Origin of the sequence: Thermosulfurimonas sp. F29 (assembly GCF_019688735.1) — a bacterium.
Classification (GTDB): Bacteria; Desulfobacterota; Thermodesulfobacteria; order Thermodesulfobacteriales; family Thermodesulfobacteriaceae; genus Thermosulfurimonas_A.
Genome location: NZ_JAIFYA010000002.1, coordinates 381,687 through 400,836 on the forward strand (window position 1 = coordinate 381,687; position 19,150 = coordinate 400,836).

The window sequence follows — 19,150 nt, forward strand, 5'->3', positions numbered from 1 at the left end:
GTAAAACTCCCGAATTTTGGGAAAAAATTCTTGAAGTCTGGTTCTTACGATTTTTGTTAGGGGTTTGGGGGAGAGGTTTAGAGGCATTTATTTCTTTTGTTATTTTTTAAACTAAATTCTTTGCCATGGAAAAACAGATTTCCTATATAAATCTTCAAAATTTTCAAACTGGCTTTTACAGATATTTTCCACTTTTTCTCTCAATTCTTCAACAATCTCTTTTTTAATCGGAGTTAATCCATGGGCTAATATAGAATTGTTTCTTTGATATAATAAATCCTGAAAATTTTTTATTTCTTTTCCAATTGGATCACCCAAATCATTTAATAATTTATAACATTTCCATAGTCCTATTTTATTTTCTTGTTCTAATATTTTTTTCCATTCAGGCAAAAGATCTTTACGAATTATCTTTTCTTTTATCTGTTCAAAGTTTACATTCGAACTATCTAAGTTATATTTACAAAAAAGAAGAACTTGAGCTATAAGTTCTACAATTCTATATAATCTAGCAATAGCATCATCATATTTCCCTTCTTCTATCCGACGATCAGTATTTGCCAATAAATCAGCTATAATTGCTGGATGTTTTTCTTTCTTATAAATTAAATTTCCAATAAACTTTATATGACTTATTTCTTTCGGGAAAAGTTTTTTTAACTTTTCTTCTTGAACACCTTTTAACTCTTTTTTAGCTTCTTCAAAAAATTTCGCAGCCTTATGATGGTGAAATAAGTCCCACTCGTGATAACCTCGTATAATGAAATTTAAATATTTTACTTCACTTTTATAATCTGACAATAGATTTATGAAATTTTGGATGTCACCAATCAACGAATGTGCAATTTTAAATTGATATTGCAATAAACTTTTATAAGCTAATTCAAATTTGAAATAACTGTTAATAATAAAAGGTTGAAAAGATACAACTTTTTCAGTACCAGATTTTACAATACCTTTTTCTCTTTTTCCTTGGATATAACTAAGGCGACCTATATCTTTTTGAAAAGCCACCATTACGATGGCAGAAGACATAGGTTTAGTTCCAGAAGTAAAATCAGCAATAATTTGGCTAGAATCTAACCCTTTTTTAAATAACCATCTTAGGGCTTCTTCAGTCTTCTTAACACACTCATTTAAGTCGTTAGGATCTGGAATTTCAAAAAACTTATAATTCCTCGAAGATAGTTTTAACTCCTCAACTACTACTTTAGCGTTATCTTTGGAATCCTTAGATACAAGAAAAGCAACAAAGTTAGGATTTCTATCAGAAATAGAAAGTTTGATAGCGTTTAAAATACTTTCTGGACTGTCACCTATGCCTGTTCCAACTGAAATCAAAAGCCCCTTTTTAAACATTCTTGTTAAACCTCCCGTGACCCAAAGCCGTCTTGGCTCCAAAGCCGTGCTCCGTTAGCGCGGCTTCAAAGGCCTCTCTGACTCTTTTCCGGAACTCCTCTTCCAAATCTTCGTGTATCAGCAGGATAAAACGGAATTTACTTCCGGGAGCCACGGCCAGGAATGGGAGAGGACGGGGATGTTGGTCCTCAGTGGGGCCTCTTCTTTCTTCGTAATATTCAGGATAATGGCAGGTGATGATCTCCAGGGTAAGCTCGGGAGGCTCAATCGGCAAAGCATCCAGGAAGACGACTTTGCCTCTTTGGGCTGACTTGCCTTCCTTTTCCATCCTTCCGAAAGGCTTTGAAAGCTCGTTCCAGAAAAGATTATCTTCCCGGGCCCAGTTTTCAAAAAAGTTCGGATCCTCCTGGGCTTTTTCTACCAGATAGACCAGACGCACCACGCCTTTTATACTTTCCGCCGGGATGTAGGGAATCCCCAAAGTCCTGTGGAAAGTGAAACCGCGCTCCATAGGATGAGCGTTTCCGAGGCCGATAATGAGGGGAGCCTTAAGGATGTAAGTGTTAGCCCACACTTCGTATCCAGAGGCCCTAAAGGCCTGGCAAAGGGCTTCCATCTCTTGATTTTTCCGCTCAAGGAGGCCCTCAAGGTTAGGCCTGATTTTGTGGTAGGTATCAAGCACTTCTCGGGCCTCTTTTTGCGCCTGGAATTGATACATCGGAAAACGCAGACCTTTTTGGGTGTTCCAGTAAGCATAAAGACCCTTGTTAAAGTGAAGACCAAAATTAAATCCCGAGCCTGGATGTTCAAAAAAAGAAGCAAGCTTTTCCGGTAGAGGCCGGAATTTTTGAGGATTTTGCTGAACTTTTTGTCTTTGCTCTTTTCTGCGGCCAGGCTTAGGCACCCTTTTCCTCCACGAACATCTTACTCATCACCTTTAGCCACTCAAGGAATCTCAAAGCTTCTTCCTGTAGGGTGAGATACTCCAGGGCTTCTTTTTGGGAGATTTCTTCAATGGTAGTGGCGGGAGCTTCAGGATCAAAAGAAAGCATATCTTGGTTTTTGAGCCAGGAAGCCAGGGCTTCAAAGGCAAGCCAGTGTTTGGCCTCTTGGCCTTCTTTTTTGTATCTGCCGTTTTTCTGGTCAGCGGCCTTGGCCAGAAGGAAACAAAGGGTATGTCCCAGGCCGTTTTGCATGATCATAGCCGGAAGTCCGGCTACAAAGCTCGAAAATTCCTTGGCTCCTCCATCACCCAGGACTTTAATAGCAGCACGGGCCTTTTCGTAAGCAAACCGGGCCCGCTCCTGTCCCTCAGTTCTCATGACGCACCTCCTGAAGAGGCATCAGGGGCTATCCAGTAAACTTTGCAAATACCCTTACCCAGGGTGAAGTCACCTCCTATTTGGATGTGGGTGGCAACCGCATCGATTACCAGAGAAGCTACATCCCGAGGAAGAAGACGAAGTCCTCCTTCCTTGCATGAGCTATCGGGTTTGCGGTCTTCGGCAAAAAAGCTCAGGAAATAAAGCACGGAATCTGCCGGAAGGTATTCCTGATACCGCAAAGAACCTTCTTTGGCCGTGCCGGTGGCATCATCAATAGTTATGTGGGCCTGGACCTCGGTGGCGGTGCGCACGAGATAGCCGAAGACCTCATCGGATATGAGGACTGCCTTTTGTAGCTCGGGAAGATTTTTGTTTAGCCAATTCTTGTCATCGAGAGAACTATCCTGAGCTTTCTTAGCCACCAGATCCTCAAGGACTATCTCATCCGGAAAGGAACCCGTGAGCGGGATAAACTGGTCCTCCTGAACTTCTTTCTGCCCTAAAGAATTTTCTAACCCCAAAAGAGTGAGGTCTTCGGCAAAGCGCTTGAGCACCGCCGGAGAGGTCACATGCACAAATGGGACCACATTGGAGCGCACGGGGAAGAAAAGGATCCTGGCATCAGTCACAGTTACCGCCCCGGCCCAGCTGGCTTCTTCACCCGCCTTGCCGAAGATGCAATCCGCAAGATCTTTCCTTAATCCCATTTTCTTCCAGACCTTCTCGCACCAGTCCCTGAGAGCCCCTTTAATTCCCGAAGCCTGCACCATCGGCCAGGCAGTGTGGCGCTCACGCTGGATGGGAAGGTCCACCGCTTTTAAAGCCTGTCCGGCTCCGGCATGAATGGGCGTTAGGGCATAAAGAAGACAAAGCCTCTTTTCTTCACCCCAGATCATCTCATTCCTCCTTAAAAAGGCATTAGTTCACAAAGCCCGTAGTCCTCTTCGGTGTAAAATACCGCTCCTGCCGGAAAATAGGCTCTGGCCGGTTTGTGAAAGCCCTTTCTCATGTCCCAGCCGCCCACGCGCAGGAGTTTGCCCGAAGCGTAAGGAAACTTTAAAAGCCCGAATCTTTCGGCCCGGGTGTAGAGAAGAGGAGATAAAACCAGGACACGACCCCTGCCGTTTTCGGGAAACTCCGGGATCTCGCTCTCGTTTAGCCTTCGGTAACGCACCAGGCGTCCTTCTCCCCCTAGCTGAAAGACCCCTTCGGCTTTTAAGTGAGAGGGACAAAGCGGCTTGTCCAGCCCCACCACAAGAGAAACCTCCGGGGTGAAACGGAGGTGGCGAGAAGCATAAAGATGTCCGGTCTTTACTGCACGACGAATATTATCCCGGGCTATTCCAACTCTTTCTTCTGTTCTTATGAGAAATTTGGTGGGCACGGCTAAAGCTTCATCTTCGGAAATATCCCTTAGCTCCCCGGCAACATCAAGCTCAAAGCCCCCCTCGTTTTCCAGGGCCTTCCGCGTAAGCCAGAACTTTCCGGAAAGAGGCTCCATGTCCGGAAGGGGTTTTTCTATCCACAGAGGCTTTTCCCGGGAAAGCTTTACAGGAGGATGTTTTTCGGGCCTGGCCTCCCGCACTTCAAGCCTGTTTCGGCCTTTTCCCACATAAAACCAGCTTGCCGGCGCGGGAAAAAGGACCACCCCTCGGACTTTAAGAAGAGGCCCCAACACTCGAAAACCGGGCTCCTCGGGGGTGCCCCAGTAAGGCAAATTTTCAAGAGGCTTGCCTGTCTCTAACCCTTCGGGGGCAATGCCTTTCTGGGCCAGAATGGCTGCACGCAGGGCGCCAATTATAGTCTCCGGCACCGGCGGGAACACAGGCTTTCCAGCCTCATGGGTTTCGCCGGCCACCATGGGCTCCCCGCCCCGGAAAAAGAGGGTGTCAAGAGGCTTTAGTTCAAGCCACTGTTTTATGTGCATGGCGTCGCCATGCCTCCCCTAAAAATCTGGCTATCTCCAGAGCTTCAAAACCTAAATCACTTTCTCCTTGTGGGTATTTTCTTCTACCTAAAAGAACGGCAGTGACCATTCGGGAGAGTCGGGATACCTCCTCGTGATGGCTTAGCCTCTCGCTCCGAATCTGAGTTCTTATAAATTCGGACACCCTATCCGGTCCCTGATCCCTCAAAGCCCTGAGCCCTTCGGCCAGTTCCCGTGGACGATAGGCAAAGGAAGAACTGAGCTCTTTGCGGGCAAAGGCCTCCACCAGCTCCCGAAAAGCCTCCCACACCAAAACCTCTTCGGCAGAAAATTTAACGGTATCCCGAAAACCCGCCACAAAAGTGCGCCTTTCCCCGGCCCGCCGGTGAAGTTCAAGGGCCAGGGCCGCCCGACCGGAATCTTTGGCCAGGTTAAGTAGCTCATGGGCCCGCTCAACGGCCGCCCTGAGCGGCCACTTGTGATGCACGATGAGAAGCCCACCGGAGATGGAAATTTTCTCGCCCGGCCCCAGGTGAAGTAGCAAAAGATCGTCGTCGTTTAACTCCGAAGCTTCCCTAATCTCCTGAGTTTCATTCCATAAGTAAGACATCTTACGGCCCTCACGGATCAGAATAGAGGTCTTCCTGCGGAGTCTTACAAAGGCCCAGTTGTAGGCCTCGCCTATCCTTCGGGCGGCAGAGATCGCGGTGGATACCGGAAAGATCGCGCACACATCGTCTCCCCCGGCATAGATGAGCTTTCCCCCGTGGGTCTCAACGAGATAGGGCACGGTGTAGAGGGCAAAGTGGGCCAGGGCCTGAGAGATGGCCCCATGGGTGGCAGGGGAAAGGAGCCGCCTGCAGGAGAGAAAATCCTGCCAGAATTCCACAAAGTTTTTGCTAACCTTACCGTTTCTGATTCTTTCCACCAGTTCGGGATGCAGAACGCTTTCCCATGTTGCGGCAAAACCTCCGGAAAGAAGTTTACCCATCCGGTCTCCGTCCATAAGGAGAATGGCATAGTAGCGATCCTGAAGAAGGATCTCATCCCCCCGGTCTTTCCGACGAGAGAGGAGTTTTTCTACTTTGTTACGGATTTCCTTTTCTTCTCCTTCGGGTATTTCTTCTATTTCGTTCTTTTCGCGGGCCTCTTTTCGGTGAAGTATCTCGGCAACTTCTCTGGAGGATAGCCCCAGCTCTTTCATGTCCTCTTCCGCCCTGTTAAGCCACTCGCTTAAGGCCATTTCCGTGCTGGAGGGAAACTTCTCCGCCTCTTTGAAAAAGGAATAAAGTGGATGCCCATCCGATACTGCCCGATAGGCCAGGCGTTTTATGAGGGCTATGGCGGAGAGCCTTTCGGTATCCTTAAACTCGGATTGAGGAAAGGCTTTGCGGATTTTTTGCCAGCAGGGATCTTCCCTAGGCCGGGGGTTGGGGTCGGGGCGGCGCTCGGGATGAAGAAGACACTTTTCCATCCCCGCCTCCGCACACTCCACACACGAAAACCTCAGGGCCTCAAGATCCGGATGCAGGTGGCATTTGACACCCGGCTCCTCGGCCCGGGTGTTTGGCGGGGAGAGCTTTTCCGCGGCCAGCCCCCGCGCCAGAAGATCGTGAGAAGCCGGATAAAAGAACTTTTCGGTGAGATTAAGATAGGGAAAATTTTTCTTCCTGGCTTCCTCAAGATAAGCCCTAAGGGATACAACCAAATTTTCGGGAATAAAATCCTGCCCTTTATTTAGAAGGCTTTCGTCGAGCAAGGGCACGGCCGTCCAGTGGAACTCCCAGAAGTGTTCGGTTTGGCGTGAAAAAATCTTTTTAAAGGCGATAAGGCACTCCGCAGGAACCTTTCCGAAGGCCCTTTCTTCAACAAGATTTCGTACCCTCTCGGCAAGGTCAAGCCAGACTCCTTTTACGGTCTCTTCTATCTTTTTAGCAGTATTTTTTTCCTCACCCTCAGGGACCAGGAAGAGAAACTTATTGGGAAGGGTGGCGGCACGAGTCTCCCGCTGATAGCGTTCGGCCCATTCTCCGAAACCGCACTTTTCATCAAGCCGACTTTCAATTAAGGCCTGGTCCACGGGAAAGGGATAGATAATGTGGTCTGAACCGTAAAGGCAGATTACCGTCCAGAGGCCTTCTGAGGCCAGCCAGGAAAGGATGAGCGAGGCCGTCCAATAATCGCGAAGCTTGCGCGAGCGGGCGATAAAGTTCTGGACCGGGGTGAGGCTGAAAAGCATGAGGGAGGCCTTTCGGTTTGAGGAAAGCCTGTAGCAGGAGTAAAGGGCCGAGGTTAGCGCACAGTGTTGCCAGATGGAGTGATCCGGGAGGCGGGTATCTGCCGGGAGGTAATGCCAGCGCCAGGAAAGCCCTCCTATATTTTCCTTCCCCAGGCGCCAGGGAAGCACATGGCGGAAGTAGTGAAAGACGGAAAAGAAGTCGTTTAACCTCTGAGTATCATGTTCTACCAGGCGGGTTAATGATTCTTCTGCTCCGGTGGAAAGGGAACGAAGATCAAAGGCTTCGATTTTCCCTGTGGGATGGGTGATGCGAGGATGGTGGGGAAATTCTATCTGTCCTCCTTCTTCCCTTCGGGGAAGAAAGGTTCGATCCAGCCCCGAGGCCACCTGGTCGGCCTTTTTGAGGAGGGATTCTTCAGCCGAAATATAGAGTATATCCTTTAAGCGAGCCGCCCGGCTTACATGCTCCCTGATGGAGAGGGCTTTGTCCGGCGGATCGTGAAGAAAAACGGCAAGCTTCTCCCGCCAGTATTCTTCACTTCGCTTAAAGGCACTCATTTATACCTGCTCTCTGCATGGCCTGATCAAGCCGCTCGTGAACTTTTTGCCAGATTTCTATCTGTTGTTTTTTTGAAATCCATTCAACTTTTTCATTAGATTTCGAGTAAAGTTTCGGATCTAAATAATACGGAAGATGTAAAACGAAAACTTTATATATATTAGAATATTTTTTAACCAAAAAACGAAGAGGCGAAGCTAATCTTGCATCCGGGACATACTTATTCTTCTTCTGGCTCCATTTTCCCCAGCCGACATTTACCGCAGGATGATTAGTTAAAGGAAAACCTAAAAGATGTCTTTCTGCTATATTGTGCGTGCCATCTGGATCTAATTTTGTTTTTTTAGGCCAATTATATTCTTCAGGTACATAACCTGTGCGCACATAAATATAAACTTCTGCAAGAAATTTCAGGGCCTCTTGCCAAGATTTAAATTTCTCTGCCTTCCATAAAAGTATTTTGCCTTCATGATCTGTTGCCAGAGTGTGAGGGTGAGGCTTATCAAAGCAATCTTTCCAGTAAGGCAAACTTCCCTTCAGCCCGTCTTTGAGTTTTAGGATACAACTTTCAGGTTCTATCCCTTCCACCTGAAAACTTCCCCAGCCGTTGCGGGAACGGGAGCCGACAGCTCCGAAAGCCCGAAAGTAAAGGAGGGCGGTCTTAAAGATCTCGGCTTCTTCATTATCTTCCAGAAGATATTCGGGGACTCCCATGTTTAGCGTAAAAGACTCTCCCGGAGCGAGATAGGAGCGTCTTACTCTAAAACCGTCTGAATAAAAAAGGCCCATTCCTCCCAGGTAAGAAAAAGGAGAAATTTCATGCCTTTTTTGGCAATCGGCTTTCTTTTTGTATCTACAAGTGGGATTTTCTTTAAGACATTCTTTAGGGCAAAAATCCACTTCTGGATGAACCACATAATTTTCTTTTTTAGAAATTACGTCTTTAGTGGACTCTACTTCCCCTTCAACCCAGATCCTTACCAGACTCTTTTGGGCCTTTTCTCCCCCGCCGCCGAAAAATTCCGTTTCTCTCTCCAGTAACTCTTTATGATCCTTCACCCTGCTTCCTGCGGCCACCCGCCACCAGTAGCGCAGAAGGCCTTTGAAGGGTGCAGCGCGCAGGGCCGCCTCCTGCCACGCATCGCCCAAGAACATGGGCGTTACGATGCGGCAGGTGAGAATAAGAATTGCGCGGTTTTCGAACCTGCGGCGAAGAAACTCGCCCCCCTTGACCCCCATGGGGATTTTTTAACTCCTACACGCCGGAGAAGTCAAGAGGGCCGCTCCGGAGCCGGAGAAACAAAGTTATCCACTCAAGTGCAAAATATAAACTTCGCTTCGGTTTTGGAGGATTTTACACGAACGACTTGCCATTTTTTGCCTTTTAAGGTATCTGTGACGGGATTCCACGCGGAGGTGAAATCATGCACAGGATGTTTTTGCTTTTACTTCTCTGGATCCTGGGGACAAATGGAGTCTTCGCCGCGGGGTTTCAGCTCTTCAACGAGGGCTCGGCCCGGGTGATGGGGCTTTCGGCGGCGGTCACCGCCCGCACGGACATGGTGGAGGCCGCCTGGTACAACCCCTCGGCCACGGCCTTCCTCAAGGCCCCCGAGGTGATGGCCGGCCTCTCCCTGGTCTATCCCACCGTTAAGTTCGAAAACGACCGCGGGCCCAACTTCGACATGGTGGAGAAGGTGCACCCTCTACCCTTCCTTTACGCGGCCTACCCCCTGAACGAGCGCCTCACCCTGAACCTCTCTCTGAATGTCCCCTACGGGCTGGCCACCGACTGGGACGGCGACTGGGCCGGGCGCTACGATGCGGTCTACACCTCGCTTTTCTGTTACTTCATCACCCCTTCGGTGGCGGTGAAGCTCACCAAGAGGCTCTCCCTGGCGGTGGGGGCCCAGATAGTCTATGCCGACGCCGAGCTGAGGAAATCCGTGGCCCCCACCACCACCGGGGTGGATGTCAAAACCAAGCTTACCGGGGACGACTGGGACGGAGGGTTCCTGGTGGCTCTGACCTACCGCCTGCGCGAACACACCACCCTGGGCCTGGTGTACCGTTCTCAGGTCACCCTGGACCTCGAGGGAGACGCTAAATATTACAACAATGCCCCGGGAACCGTCGCCGTCCTGCCTGCTCCGGGTGGAGGTTTCACCTTCGTGTCGGCTTCTCAAGCCTTCCGCAACGGGGACGGTGAGGTGTTTCTCGACCTTCCGGACACGCTTTCCTTTGGGATCACCACCCGCTACTTCCGGCGCTGGATCCTGAGTCTGGATCTGATGTGGACGGGATGGAGCACCTACGAGCAGCTCAAGTACAAATTCGAACACGAGCCCGGAAATCCCACCGGTGCTCCGGGTACGGTCGTCCAGCCCAAGGACTGGGACGATGTGTGGGCGGTGAGGTTCGGGGCCGAATATTTGCTTAACGACCGCTGGTCTCTCCGCTTCGGCTACGCCTTCGATCCCTCGCCCATAGACGACCGCTACCGGGGGCCGGAGCTTCCCACCAACGACCGGCACTTCTTCAACCTCGGGGTGGGTTATCGCCGGGGCAACCTCACCATGGACGCCGCCTACACCTATGTGCACATGGAGGACGCCAAGCCCGGCACGGCTCCCGAGGCGAACCGATCCAATCTTGACGGTACCTACACCGGGCACGCGCACATCGTGGGCTTTGACCTGAGCTACCGGTTTTAGGTATGACGCGGACGCTCGAGCCCTTTCGACCCTCTCGGGGCGAGGGATCCATCCCGGAGGTCTTTTTCCGTTCGGTGCGGGACTTCGGGCCCCGCAGGGCCCTTTCCATCTTTCGAGAAGGGGCCTACAGGCACCTTACCTACGAGGAATTGGGCCAGAGGGTACGGTGGCTGGCCTCGGGGCTTCGGGCTCTGGGACTCGTTCCCGGAGAACGCTGCGCCATCCTGGGCCCCAACTCCCCGGAGTGGGCTCAGGCCTACCTTTCCGTCCTTTCCGCCGGAGGGGTGTGCCTTCCCCTGGACTCCCTCCTCAAGAGTTACGAATTCCGGCATATTCTGGAGGAGGCCCGGGTCCGCTTCATCTTCGTGGCCCCGCGATTTCTAGAAACCATTCTGGAGCTGGACGAGGAACTGGGGCTCTTCAGGCGCATAATCCTGCTGGAGAGGGTCTCCGGAGAGTTTCCCGGGAAGGTAACCTTCCTTGAGAGGGTGTTGGAGGAGGGGCGGAGGCGGGCCCGGGAACCGGTCTTTACCGATCCCGGCAAGGTGGCGGTTCTCATCTACACCTCCGGTACCACCGGCAAGGCCAAGGGGGTGATGCTCACCCATCGGAACATCGTCTCCGATGTGGTGGCCTGTTATGTGAGTCTCCCCTTTGACGAAAACGACCGTTTCCTCTCGGTGCTGCCCCTTCACCACACCTTCGAGTGCACGGCGGGATTTCTTCTGCCCCTCTACGCTGGGGCGCACATAACCTTCGCCCGCAGTCTCAAGAGCCGCGACATCCTGGCCGATCTGAAGGCCTCGCGGGCCACCGTTATGCTGGGGGTTCCCCTTCTCTATCAGAAACTGTACGAGGGGATAGAGCGAGCCGTGCGCCGGGCCCCTCTTCCGAAGCGTCTTATTTTTCGTTCGCTTCTTCGGGCGGTGGCTGCCGCCGGAAGGATGGTCCGGGAGGAGGCCGCCGGGCGTCTTCTCTTTCGCGGGCTCCGGGAGAAGGCCGGGCTCGCCCACCTCCGCTTTTTCGTCTCCGGCGGGGCCCCTCTTCCCCCGCATCTTCCGAAACTCTACCGCCGGCTCGGTATAAAGCTCATCCAGGGCTACGGCCTCACCGAGGCCAGCCCGGTGCTCACGGTGAATCCCCCCTCGTCCCCCCGCGACGAGAGCGTGGGACTTCCCCTTCCGGGAGTGGAGGTCAAGGTGCGGGAGCCCGATTCCGAAGGGGTGGGCGAACTCTGCTTCCGGGGGCCCATGGTGATGAAGGGCTACTTCGAAAACCCCGAAGCCACCCGGGCCGCCTTCGACGAGGAGGGTTTCCTGCGCACCGGGGATCTCGGTTTCGTGGATCGTGAGGGGTATGTGCACATCTGCGGTCGGGCCAAAAATCTCATCGTGACCCCGGCGGGCAAAAATGTTTATCCCGAGGAGATCGAGGCCGAACTGGACAAGAGTCCCTACATCCTGGAAAGCATGGTCTTCGGATTCCCGCGGGAGGGGGGAGAGGAGGTCTGGGCGGTGATCGTGCCGGACTACGAGGCCATCGAGCGGGACTTTCGGGGGCGGCACCTCAAGGAGGAGGATGTGGAGAGGATCATAGCCCGGGAGGTGCGGGCGCGTATGTCCCCTCTGGCGGATTACAAACGGGTCAAAAGATTCCTCATCAGGGACGAGGAACTACCGAAGACCTCCACCCGCAAGATAAAGAGACACCTGGTCGTCCCCAGGCTCATCGCCGATCTCCGAAAGTAATTCCCCCCGTTCGGGTTGACCGGCGGGGGGTTTTGCCCTAGATTAGAGGCGATTTTCCCAAAAAAAGCAGGGTCGGAGGTTTCGGGATGGGCAAGGAGTTTAATGTGGCGGTGGTGGGGGCCACCGGGGCCGTGGGGCGCATGATGATCAGGGTGCTCGAGGAGAGAAACTTCCCGGTAAAGAACCTCCGGCTTTTCGCCTCGGAGAGGTCCCGGGGCGTGAAGCTCAGGTTCCGGGGGGAGGAGATTCCGGTGGAGGTGCTCTCGGAGACCAGGAGTTTTTCCGGAATCGACATCGCCCTTTTTTCCGCCGGAGGGGCCCGCAGTCTGGAGTACGCTCCGAAGTTTGCCGCCGACGGGGCGGTGGTGGTGGACAACTCCAGCGCCTGGCGTATGGATCCTGAGGTGCCCCTGGTGGTGCCGGAGGTGAACCCCCACGCCGTGGCCGGCTACAAAAACAAGGGCATCATCGCCAATCCCAACTGTTCCACCATTCAGATGGTGGTCCCGCTCAAGCCCCTCCACGATTACGGGCGCATAAAGCGCATCGTGGTGGCCACCTATCAGGCGGTCTCGGGAGCCGGCCAGAAGGCCGTAGAGGAGCTTTCCGCTCAGGTACGGGCCTGGTGTGCCGGAGAGGAGATGCCCGATCCCAGGGCCTTTCCGCATCAGATCGCCTTCAACTGTCTGCCGCACATCGATGTCTTTCTTGAGAACGGTTACACCCGTGAAGAAATGAAGATGGTGAACGAGACCAAGAAGATCATGGAGGACGATAGCATCCGGGTCACCGCCACCACGGTGCGGGTGCCGGTCTTTTACGGGCACGCCGAGGCGGTGAACATTGAGACCGAGCGCAAGATCACCCCGGAGAAGGCCCGGGAGCTCCTTTCGAATTTCCCGGGGGTGGTGGTGATGGACGACCCGGGAAACCGGATCTATCCCCTTCAGATTCAGGCCGCCGGTCGTGACGAGGTCTTCGTGGGCCGCATCCGGGAGGACGAATCCATCGAGTGCGGACTCAACCTGTGGATCGTGGCCGACAACCTGCGCAAGGGGGCGGCCACCAACGCCGTCCAGATCGCTGAGATTCTTGTAAAGGACTATTTGTAATTTGGACCGTAACTTCGGGGGGCAACCCCCTCAACCCTTTATGCTCGAGGAGATCCTGGTGGAGGAGGGGGCCCTCGATTTCGGGCTCACCCGGGAGGTCCTCTCCCGGGCGGGGGATGTCCCGGTAAGGGTCATCCCCTCCTACAGGGATTATCCTTTTCCCTTTAGGCCCTGGCCCGCGCTCCTTTCCTGGGGAAAACGGAGGCTTTTTCTCGTGCCCTACGCGGGAAGGTTTTTCCGGAATTGTCCCGGGACCACCCGTTATCTCTGCTGCGGCTACCGGATCTTCCACTTCGGGGAGGGGTGTCCGCTGGACTGCTCCTACTGCATCCTCCAGGCCTACTTCAACCGGCCGGGGCTCAAGCTCTGGGCCAACCTCTGGGAGGAGGGCTGGCCGGAACTTGAGGCCGCCCTTAACGAGGCCCGCAGAGACAACCGCATTCTCCGGATTGGGACCGGGGAGTTCGCCGACAGCCTGGCCCTGGAGCACCTCTGCGGGGTGGCCGAGGAGTTGATCCGCCGCTGGGTCGAGCTTCCCGCCCCCGCGGTGCTGGAGTTGAAGACCAAGGTGGCCCTGCGGGAGGACTGGTTGCGGAGGCTTCCGGCGGACCCCCGCATCGTCTTCGCATGGTCTTTAAACGCCCGGACTATCACCCGGAAGGAGGAAAGGGGCTCGGCCTCCCTTGAGGAGCGACTTTCGTCCGCGGCCCGCGCCGCTCGTTCGGGGTTCTCCGTGGCCTTCCACTTCGACCCCGTAATCCTCTTTCCCGAAACCCTGGAGGCCTACCTGGAGGTGGTGGACCGGATCTTTGCCACCGTCCCCGCGGAGCGCATCGTCTGGATCAGCCTGGGGGCCCTGCGTTTCATGCCGGATCTCAAGGAGGTGGCCGAGGAACGCCTCCCCGAAACCAGGATCTTCACCGGAGAGTTCGTGACCGGGCTTGACGGCAAACGCCGCTACTTCCGCCCCCTTCGCACGGAGGCCTTCCGCCGCCTCTGTCGGCGCATCCGCGAACACGCCCCGGAGGTCTGCGTCTACCTCTGCATGGAAAGCCCGGAGGTCTGGCGCGAGGCCCTGGGGTTTGTCCCCGCGGAACGGGGCGGCCTTCCCCGGATGCTCGACGAGGCCGCCCGAAGGGTGTGCGGACTTTAATCCCCCTCGGGAAGTCCGGCGTAAAGTTCCGAAAGGGAAAACTCGATCCCGAGACACTCGAGTCGCACCCGGTCCTCCGGACGGGTATAGACCTCCTCCTCCCATTCCCGCGAGCGTCGGAAGAACATCGCCTCGGGCCGATCCTGGGAGAGGATGAGATATTCTTTAAGACTGGGGATCTGAACATAGACGAAGAACTTTTCGAAACGATCAATGCGAGCCGTAGAGGGAGAGGTGACCTCCACGATGAGGCAGGGACTTTCCACAAAAAGCGGATCCCTATCCTCGGGATCACAGGCCACCACCAGGTCCGGATAATAGAAAAAGTCCCGATCCCTGAGCCGTACACGGAGTTTGACATCCGCTACGAAAACTTGACAGTTCTTTCTTTCCGCGGTTGGCCACAACAGATGGGCCAGCTTGACCGTGAGAAGATTGTGTCTCTTGGAGACCCCGGACATGGCGTACACATATCCGGCCACATACTCGTGTTTGACCTCCGAGGCCTCCTCGAAACGCAGATATTCCTCTACGGAGACCGGCCCGAAAACTCCCTCCCCTTTTCCTTCTATTTCCGGGACGACGCGCCGGGCCGCCTCCACCCCTTCCCTCCGAGATCGTTTCTCTCTTTCATGTTATCATAGTCCCCACTATGGCCAAAACCCTGATCCTGATACTCCTCTCTCTTTTGTTGTGCTCTTTTTCGGCCGGGGCCTCCTGCCGGAGGTGCCACCGGCTGGAGCTTGACCGGAACCACTCCTTCCCCTGCACCAGGTGTCACGCCGGGAACCCGAAGGGAAAGACCGCGGAGGAGGCCCATCGGGGGCTGGTTTTGCGTCCGGCCCATCCCCGAAACTGGCGTAAGGCCTGTGGCCCCTGCCACGCAAAGGAGATCCGAATCCTTATCCGGGCCTCTCATTACACTCTGGCTCCGGCGGTAAACGCCGTGCTTTCCGCCTTCGGCCTCCCGCGGGTGAGGTCCCTCCTGGAGATTCCCGCACCGAAGAGCATAACCACCAGGGCCGACCTGGTTTACGACCTCCTGCGCCGCCGTTGCCTCAAGTGTCACCTCTTTTACCCCGGGGAGGACTATCCCGAGGCCCGTCGGGGCACGGGATGCGCCGCCTGTCACCTGCCCTATGCCGGGGGAAAACTCGCGGATCACCGGTTTCAGAAACCCTCCTCCCGTAACTGTCTGCACTGCCACTACGGCAATCGCATCGGATGGGACTACTACGGTTTCTTCGCCCACGATCTTCCCTACGCCTTTCGCACCCCCCTGGTGGAGGGAGAATTTCCCGCCCGTCCTTGGGGAATAGAGTTCCACGAGATGACCCCGGATGTGCACGCTCGAAAGGGCCTCACCTGTGTGGACTGCCACGGACGGGCCGAGCTCATGGAGGGTAAGCCCGGGAAGAGCTGCCTGGCCTGTCATCGCAAAGTGAAGGGACGCCGTCCCTTCCACACCGAAAGGGTGCTTGCCAGGGTCCGCTGTATCGCCTGCCACGCCGTGTGGATGGCCCGGGACGAGGGTCTCTACCTCACCCTCTACGAGAACCCGGACTGGGACGAGTGGCAGGAGCTCTTCGTGCAGCAGGACGCCGAGATCGAGGCCCAGTTCCGGGAATTCTTCCGGGGAAAGACCCCCAAGGGGATCATGACCGACAGGCTTACGGGAAAACCGCGCCGGGGAGTGTGGTTCCTGACCCTCGAACGGAGGCGGTTCGAGAGGGTAACCCTGGGGCGGGACCGAGAGGGGCGAGTCTCTCCGGTAAGACCCGTTCTGGACCTGCATCTCTCCTATGTCAACGCCGCCGACGAGGTGGTGGTGGAGGACTGGCATCCCGCGGGCTCTGTGGAGCGTCCGGTGAGCCCTCATACTGTCGGGCCCGGTGACACCCTTCGGAGCCTGGAGATCCTGAAGCGTCTGGGCCTTTTACCATGAAGGTCCCTTCCGTGCGTCTTTCTCCCCGGGGAGTGCGCAGGGTCCTTGCCGGCCGCCTGTGGCTCGAGGAGAGGGACCTCGCCGAACGCCCCTCCGAGCCCCCGGGCACGGAGGTGCGCCTGCTTTCACCGGAGGGATACTTCCTGGCCCGGGGCTACACGAACCCCCGCAGTCGCATTCCCGTGCGCATCTTCTCCCGGGAGGATCAGTCCCTGGATGTGCCCTTTCTTGCGGAACTCTTCAAACGGGCCCTAAACCTGAGACGAAAAATTTATCCCGGGGAGGAAGCCTTTCGTCTGATCCACGGAGAGGGGGACGGGATTCCGGGGCTTACGGTGGATGTTTACGGCGGGGTGATTGTGGTGCAGATCTCCACCGCCGGTCTGGAGAGGCGGCGGGAAGAAATCCTGGCGGCGCTCTCCGGGGTCCTTTCGCCCTCGGCCCTGGTCCTGCGGAACGATCTCCCGGTGCGCCGGGAGGAGGGCCTCGATCTTTATGTGGAGGTGGTCTCGGGGCGCGTCGATCCCCCCATCGAGATCACCATGGACGGCCTGCGCTTTCTGGTGGACCCCCTCGAGGGACAGAAGACCGGATTTTTCCTGGATCAGCGGGAAAACCGCCGGTTCGTAAGAAGGCTCTCCCGGGAGGCCCTGGTGCTGGACCTTTTCGCCTACACCGGGGCCTTCGGGATTTATGCCCTGGCCGGAGGGGCCCGGCGCGTCTTCGCGGTGGAGCGTTCGGAAAGGGCCCTGGCCCTGGCCGAGGAAACGGCCCGTCTGAACGGTTTCGGGGATCGGTTCTTTCCCATTCCGGGACGGGTGGAGGAGTTCCTCCGCGAGGCCCCGGATACGGATCTGGTGATCCTCGATCCCCCGGCCTTCGTGAAAACTCATCGGGCCCTTTCCGCAGGACTCGAAAAATACCGGGAGGTAAATCGCCTGGCCCTGAGGGCCCTCGGGCGGGGCCTGCTCTTCACCTCTTCGTGTTCACAATTCGTTTCCGGAGAAAAGCTTCTCGAGATCGTGCGAGGGCTTTCCCGGGGAAGGTCCCTGAGACTCCTCTCCCGCCACTTTCAGGCCCCGGACCATCCGGAGAATCCGGCCCATCCCGAAACGCTCTACCTCAAGGGCTTTACCTTCTGGGTCTCCGGGGTTTAAACTGAAAATCGTGATAAAGAATATTCGAAAGTGGAGGGAATTTGAAAGGCGATGGGAGGCGGAACAGCCCGTCGATTACCGGGCCAACTATCGGATTTTTATGGAATTGATGGAAATGGCCCGAAAGATGGGGGTATGGCCCCCCTCCGATCCTCTGGAGGGTCTGGAGGTGGATATCAAAGTGGCCCGCCTTCTGAATCGTTTTCGTTATGAATCTTCTTCCCGTTCTGGCTAAAATTCTCGATCAGAACGAGATTCCTTACATGATTATCGGGGGGCAGGCCGTTCTTCTTTACGGAATTCCCCGCCTTACCCGGGATATTGATATCACTCTGGGACTGGAAGCCACATCCGTGGAAAAACTTCTGGAATTGGTGGAAAGAGTCGGCCTTCAGGTACTGGTAAAAGATCCTCGTCGTTTTGTAGCTGAGACCTGGGTCTTACCCACTCTTCACTCAGAGACGGGTTTGAGGGTGGATTTTATTTTTTCCTGGAGTCCATTTGAACAGGAAGCCTTAAAGAGGGTTAGGGAAGTAATCATCGAGGGGTATCCGGTAAAGTTTGCTTCTCCCGAAGATGTGATTATTCACAAGATGCTGGCCGGAAGACCCCGAGATCTTGAAGATGTACAGGGTATTTTGAGCAAACAAAAGGTGGATTTTGAGAGGATTCGTATCTGGCTGGCCCGTTTTTCCGAGGTAGCCGGCCGCGACCTCGTGCAGGAATTCGATCAACTTCTAAAGAAAGCTACCTGAGGATCCCGGCCAGGAAGTCCTGGATCAGGGTGTCCGGCCCCATGTCCGGGGCACCCCCGGTCACCACCCGGATACGGGCGGCCTCTAGCCTCTCCTTCCATTCCGGAGCGACCTCCGGCGCCAGAAGGTGCGTGGCCACCTGTTCCTTGAGGAAAGCCTCGAGATCCTGATCCTCGGGGCGCTTGATCACATCCTTGACCCGGACCCTTCCGGCCTCCACATCGTAAACCGCGAAAAGATCGGCGGTGGCCGGATCCCTGGCCAGTTTGTTGCCCTCCACCGGCACGGCCACCCGCATGTAGCGCCCTTCCTCCACCTCGCGCCACATCTCCTCCGTGGCCGCCACCACATTGCGCACCAGTTCCTCAAAGGCCCTGGCCGTTATGGACTCCGGATAGGCACCCACCACCGGTTTGCCCGCATCCCCGGCGGCCACCACCCGGGGGTCCACCGGGATGCGTCCTAGGAAACGGATGCCCAGCTCCTGAGCCAGGCGTTCCCCACCTCCGCGCTTGAAAAGATCGAGCTCCTTTCCGCAGTGGGGACAGATGAATCCGCTCATGTTCTCCACCAGCCCCAGGATGCGCATCTTGACCTTGCGGCAGAAGTTGATGGACTTCTGCACATCGATGAGGGAAACTTCCTGAGGAGTGGTCACCACCAGGGCGTAGGCGTCGGGAATGGTCTTGGCCACGGTAAGAGGCTCGTCTCCGGTTCCGGGGGGAGCGTCTATGATGAGGTAGTCCAGCTTCCCCCAGTCGATGTCGCCGATGAACTGTTTTATGGCCGAGATCTTTAGGGGCCCCCGCCAGATGACCGCGGCGTCCTCCTTGGGAAGCAGGGGTTCTATGGAGAGGAATTTGAGGTTGGGTGAATAGCTGATGGCCCCCAGGCGACCGTCCGGCCGGCGGGGAAGCCGCTCCCGCCGCACCCCCAGCATCTTGGGAATGTTCGGGCCGTGAAGGTCCACATCCAGCAGACCCACCATGAAGTCCTGAAGGGAAAGCCCCACCGCCAGGTTCACCGCCACGGTGCTTTTCCCCACACCGCCCTTTCCGGACATGACCATGATCTTGTGCGAGATGCGCGAGAGCTGCTCGCGAACCCGCCTGTCCTGCTGATCGAGAAGGACGCTCTTTTCCTGCGCCTGGATCATC

18 protein-coding genes are annotated in these 19,150 nt (G+C 55.3%); 9 read left to right on the forward strand and 9 right to left on the reverse strand.

Annotated features, from left to right (window positions below; all coding sequences use genetic code 11):
• Window positions 1-111 precede the first annotated feature (111 nt).
• Together K3767_RS06475 and cmr6 are read right to left on the reverse strand one after the other, a co-directional pair.
• Complete coding sequence (locus tag K3767_RS06475; RefSeq protein ID WP_221172753.1) at window positions 112-1,359, reverse strand: TIGR02710 family CRISPR-associated CARF protein; 1,248 nt, start codon at window positions 1,357-1,359, stop codon at window positions 112-114.
• Complete coding sequence (gene cmr6 / locus K3767_RS06480; RefSeq protein ID WP_221172754.1) at window positions 1,352-1,870, reverse strand: type III-B CRISPR module RAMP protein Cmr6; 519 nt, start codon at window positions 1,868-1,870, stop codon at window positions 1,352-1,354. The genes K3767_RS06475 and cmr6 overlap by 8 nt, the downstream gene beginning before the upstream one ends.
• Here cmr6 and K3767_RS06485 point away from each other — a divergent pair.
• Complete coding sequence (locus K3767_RS06485; protein ID WP_221173126.1) at window positions 1,847-2,194, forward strand: hypothetical protein; 348 nt, start codon at window positions 1,847-1,849, stop codon at window positions 2,192-2,194. The two genes, cmr6 and K3767_RS06485, sit on opposite strands and share 24 nt — an antisense overlap.
• A 61-nt stretch (window positions 2,195-2,255) precedes the next feature.
• On the opposite strand, the gene cmr5 is transcribed toward K3767_RS06485, so the two are convergent.
• From cmr5 to cmr1, 5 genes are read right to left on the reverse strand one after another with little or no spacing between them, the layout of a single operon-like run.
• Window positions 2,256-2,681 carry a type III-B CRISPR module-associated protein Cmr5 gene (gene cmr5 / locus K3767_RS06490; RefSeq protein WP_221172755.1) on the reverse strand — a complete coding sequence of 142 codons (426 nt, stop codon included), beginning with the start codon at window positions 2,679-2,681 and terminating at the stop codon, window positions 2,256-2,258.
• Window positions 2,678-3,580: a type III-B CRISPR module RAMP protein Cmr4 gene (gene cmr4, locus K3767_RS06495; RefSeq protein WP_221172756.1), complete on the reverse strand. Its 903-nt coding sequence runs from the start codon at window positions 3,578-3,580 to the stop codon at window positions 2,678-2,680. The genes cmr5 and cmr4 overlap by 4 nt, the downstream gene beginning before the upstream one ends.
• Window positions 3,581-3,591: 11 nt before the next feature.
• Entirely contained in the window at window positions 3,592-4,611 is a 1,020-nt protein-coding gene (locus tag K3767_RS06500) for a type III-B CRISPR module-associated Cmr3 family protein (protein ID WP_221172757.1), read from the reverse strand.
• Complete coding sequence (gene cas10, locus K3767_RS06505) at window positions 4,589-7,408, reverse strand: type III-B CRISPR-associated protein Cas10/Cmr2 (RefSeq protein WP_221172758.1); 2,820 nt, start codon at window positions 7,406-7,408, stop codon at window positions 4,589-4,591. Before cas10 ends, K3767_RS06500 begins: the two co-directional genes overlap by 23 nt.
• Complete coding sequence (cmr1, locus tag K3767_RS06510) at window positions 7,395-8,648, reverse strand: type III-B CRISPR module RAMP protein Cmr1 (protein WP_221172759.1); 1,254 nt, start codon at window positions 8,646-8,648, stop codon at window positions 7,395-7,397. The genes cas10 and cmr1 overlap by 14 nt, the downstream gene beginning before the upstream one ends.
• A gap of 185 nt (window positions 8,649-8,833) precedes the next feature.
• Between cmr1 and K3767_RS06515 the strand changes: the two genes are divergently transcribed.
• The 4 genes from K3767_RS06515 to K3767_RS06530 all read left to right on the forward strand — a co-directional run bounded on the left by K3767_RS06515 (window position 8,834) and on the right by K3767_RS06530 (window position 14,136).
• Complete coding sequence (locus tag K3767_RS06515) at window positions 8,834-10,123, forward strand: OmpP1/FadL family transporter (protein WP_221172760.1); 1,290 nt, start codon at window positions 8,834-8,836, stop codon at window positions 10,121-10,123.
• A 2-nt stretch (window positions 10,124-10,125) separates the two neighbouring features.
• Complete coding sequence (locus K3767_RS06520) at window positions 10,126-11,871, forward strand: long-chain fatty acid--CoA ligase (protein WP_221172761.1); 1,746 nt, start codon at window positions 10,126-10,128, stop codon at window positions 11,869-11,871.
• An 86-nt stretch (window positions 11,872-11,957) separates the two neighbouring features.
• Entirely contained in the window at window positions 11,958-12,983 is a 1,026-nt protein-coding gene (locus K3767_RS06525) for an aspartate-semialdehyde dehydrogenase (protein ID WP_221172762.1), read from the forward strand.
• A gap of 58 nt (window positions 12,984-13,041) precedes the next feature.
• Complete coding sequence (locus K3767_RS06530) at window positions 13,042-14,136, forward strand: radical SAM protein (RefSeq protein ID WP_255592358.1); 1,095 nt, start codon at window positions 13,042-13,044, stop codon at window positions 14,134-14,136.
• On the opposite strand, the gene K3767_RS06535 is transcribed toward K3767_RS06530, so the two are convergent.
• Window positions 14,133-14,738, reverse strand: a complete 606-nt coding sequence (locus K3767_RS06535; RefSeq protein ID WP_221172764.1) for a Uma2 family endonuclease — start codon at window positions 14,736-14,738, stop codon at window positions 14,133-14,135. The genes K3767_RS06530 and K3767_RS06535 overlap by 4 nt on opposite strands.
• Before the next feature lie 50 nt (window positions 14,739-14,788).
• Here K3767_RS06535 and K3767_RS06540 point away from each other — a divergent pair, with 50 nt between their 5' ends.
• From K3767_RS06540 to K3767_RS06555, 4 genes are read left to right on the forward strand one after another with little or no spacing between them, the layout of a single operon-like run.
• A complete protein-coding gene (locus K3767_RS06540) occupies window positions 14,789-16,081 on the forward strand; it encodes a cytochrome c3 family protein (RefSeq protein WP_221172765.1) in 1,293 nt (430 codons plus the stop codon).
• Window positions 16,078-17,238 carry a class I SAM-dependent rRNA methyltransferase gene (locus K3767_RS06545; protein ID WP_221172766.1) on the forward strand — a complete coding sequence of 387 codons (1,161 nt, stop codon included), beginning with the start codon at window positions 16,078-16,080 and terminating at the stop codon, window positions 17,236-17,238. The genes K3767_RS06540 and K3767_RS06545 overlap by 4 nt, the downstream gene beginning before the upstream one ends.
• 10 nt (window positions 17,239-17,248) lie before the next feature.
• Window positions 17,249-17,473 (forward strand): hypothetical protein, encoded by a 225-nt coding sequence (locus K3767_RS06550; protein ID WP_221172767.1) that lies wholly within the window; start codon window positions 17,249-17,251, stop codon window positions 17,471-17,473.
• Entirely contained in the window at window positions 17,448-17,993 is a 546-nt protein-coding gene (locus K3767_RS06555; RefSeq protein ID WP_221172768.1) for a nucleotidyl transferase AbiEii/AbiGii toxin family protein, read from the forward strand. Before K3767_RS06550 ends, K3767_RS06555 begins: the two co-directional genes overlap by 26 nt.
• On the opposite strand, the gene K3767_RS06560 is transcribed toward K3767_RS06555, so the two are convergent.
• A complete protein-coding gene (locus K3767_RS06560) occupies window positions 17,986-19,149 on the reverse strand; it encodes a P-loop NTPase (protein WP_221172769.1) in 1,164 nt (387 codons plus the stop codon). The two genes, K3767_RS06555 and K3767_RS06560, sit on opposite strands and share 8 nt — an antisense overlap.
• Window position 19,150 lies beyond the last annotated feature (1 nt).

What these genes read in the sequence shown, in the direction of transcription:
- K3767_RS06475 (WP_221172753.1), bottom strand. Translation starts at nt 1,359, where the DNA reads ATGTTTAAAAAGGGGCTTTTGATTTCAGTTGGAACAGGCATAGGTGAC.
- cmr6 (WP_221172754.1), bottom strand. Translation starts at nt 1,870, where the DNA reads ATGGAGCGCGGTTTCACTTTCCACAGGACTTTGGGGATTCCCTACATC.
- cmr5 (WP_221172755.1), bottom strand. Translation starts at nt 2,681, where the DNA reads ATGAGAACTGAGGGACAGGAGCGGGCCCGGTTTGCTTACGAAAAGGCC.
- cmr4 (WP_221172756.1), bottom strand. Translation starts at nt 3,580, where the DNA reads ATGATCTGGGGTGAAGAAAAGAGGCTTTGTCTTCTTTATGCCCTAACG.
- K3767_RS06500 (WP_221172757.1), bottom strand. Translation starts at nt 4,611, where the DNA reads ATGCACATAAAACAGTGGCTTGAACTAAAGCCTCTTGACACCCTCTTT.
- cas10 (WP_221172758.1), bottom strand. Translation starts at nt 7,408, where the DNA reads ATGAGTGCCTTTAAGCGAAGTGAAGAATACTGGCGGGAGAAGCTTGCC.
- cmr1 (WP_221172759.1), bottom strand. Translation starts at nt 8,648, where the DNA reads ATGGGGGTCAAGGGGGGCGAGTTTCTTCGCCGCAGGTTCGAAAACCGC.
- K3767_RS06515 (WP_221172760.1), top strand. Translation starts at nt 8,834, where the DNA reads ATGCACAGGATGTTTTTGCTTTTACTTCTCTGGATCCTGGGGACAAAT.
- K3767_RS06520 (WP_221172761.1), top strand. Translation starts at nt 10,126, where the DNA reads ATGACGCGGACGCTCGAGCCCTTTCGACCCTCTCGGGGCGAGGGATCC.
- K3767_RS06525 (WP_221172762.1), top strand. Translation starts at nt 11,958, where the DNA reads ATGGGCAAGGAGTTTAATGTGGCGGTGGTGGGGGCCACCGGGGCCGTG.
- K3767_RS06540 (WP_221172765.1), top strand. Translation starts at nt 14,789, where the DNA reads ATGGCCAAAACCCTGATCCTGATACTCCTCTCTCTTTTGTTGTGCTCT.
- K3767_RS06545 (WP_221172766.1), top strand. Translation starts at nt 16,078, where the DNA reads ATGAAGGTCCCTTCCGTGCGTCTTTCTCCCCGGGGAGTGCGCAGGGTC.
- K3767_RS06555 (WP_221172768.1), top strand. Translation starts at nt 17,448, where the DNA reads ATGAATCTTCTTCCCGTTCTGGCTAAAATTCTCGATCAGAACGAGATT.
- K3767_RS06560 (WP_221172769.1), bottom strand. Translation starts at nt 19,149, where the DNA reads ATGATCCAGGCGCAGGAAAAGAGCGTCCTTCTCGATCAGCAGGACAGG.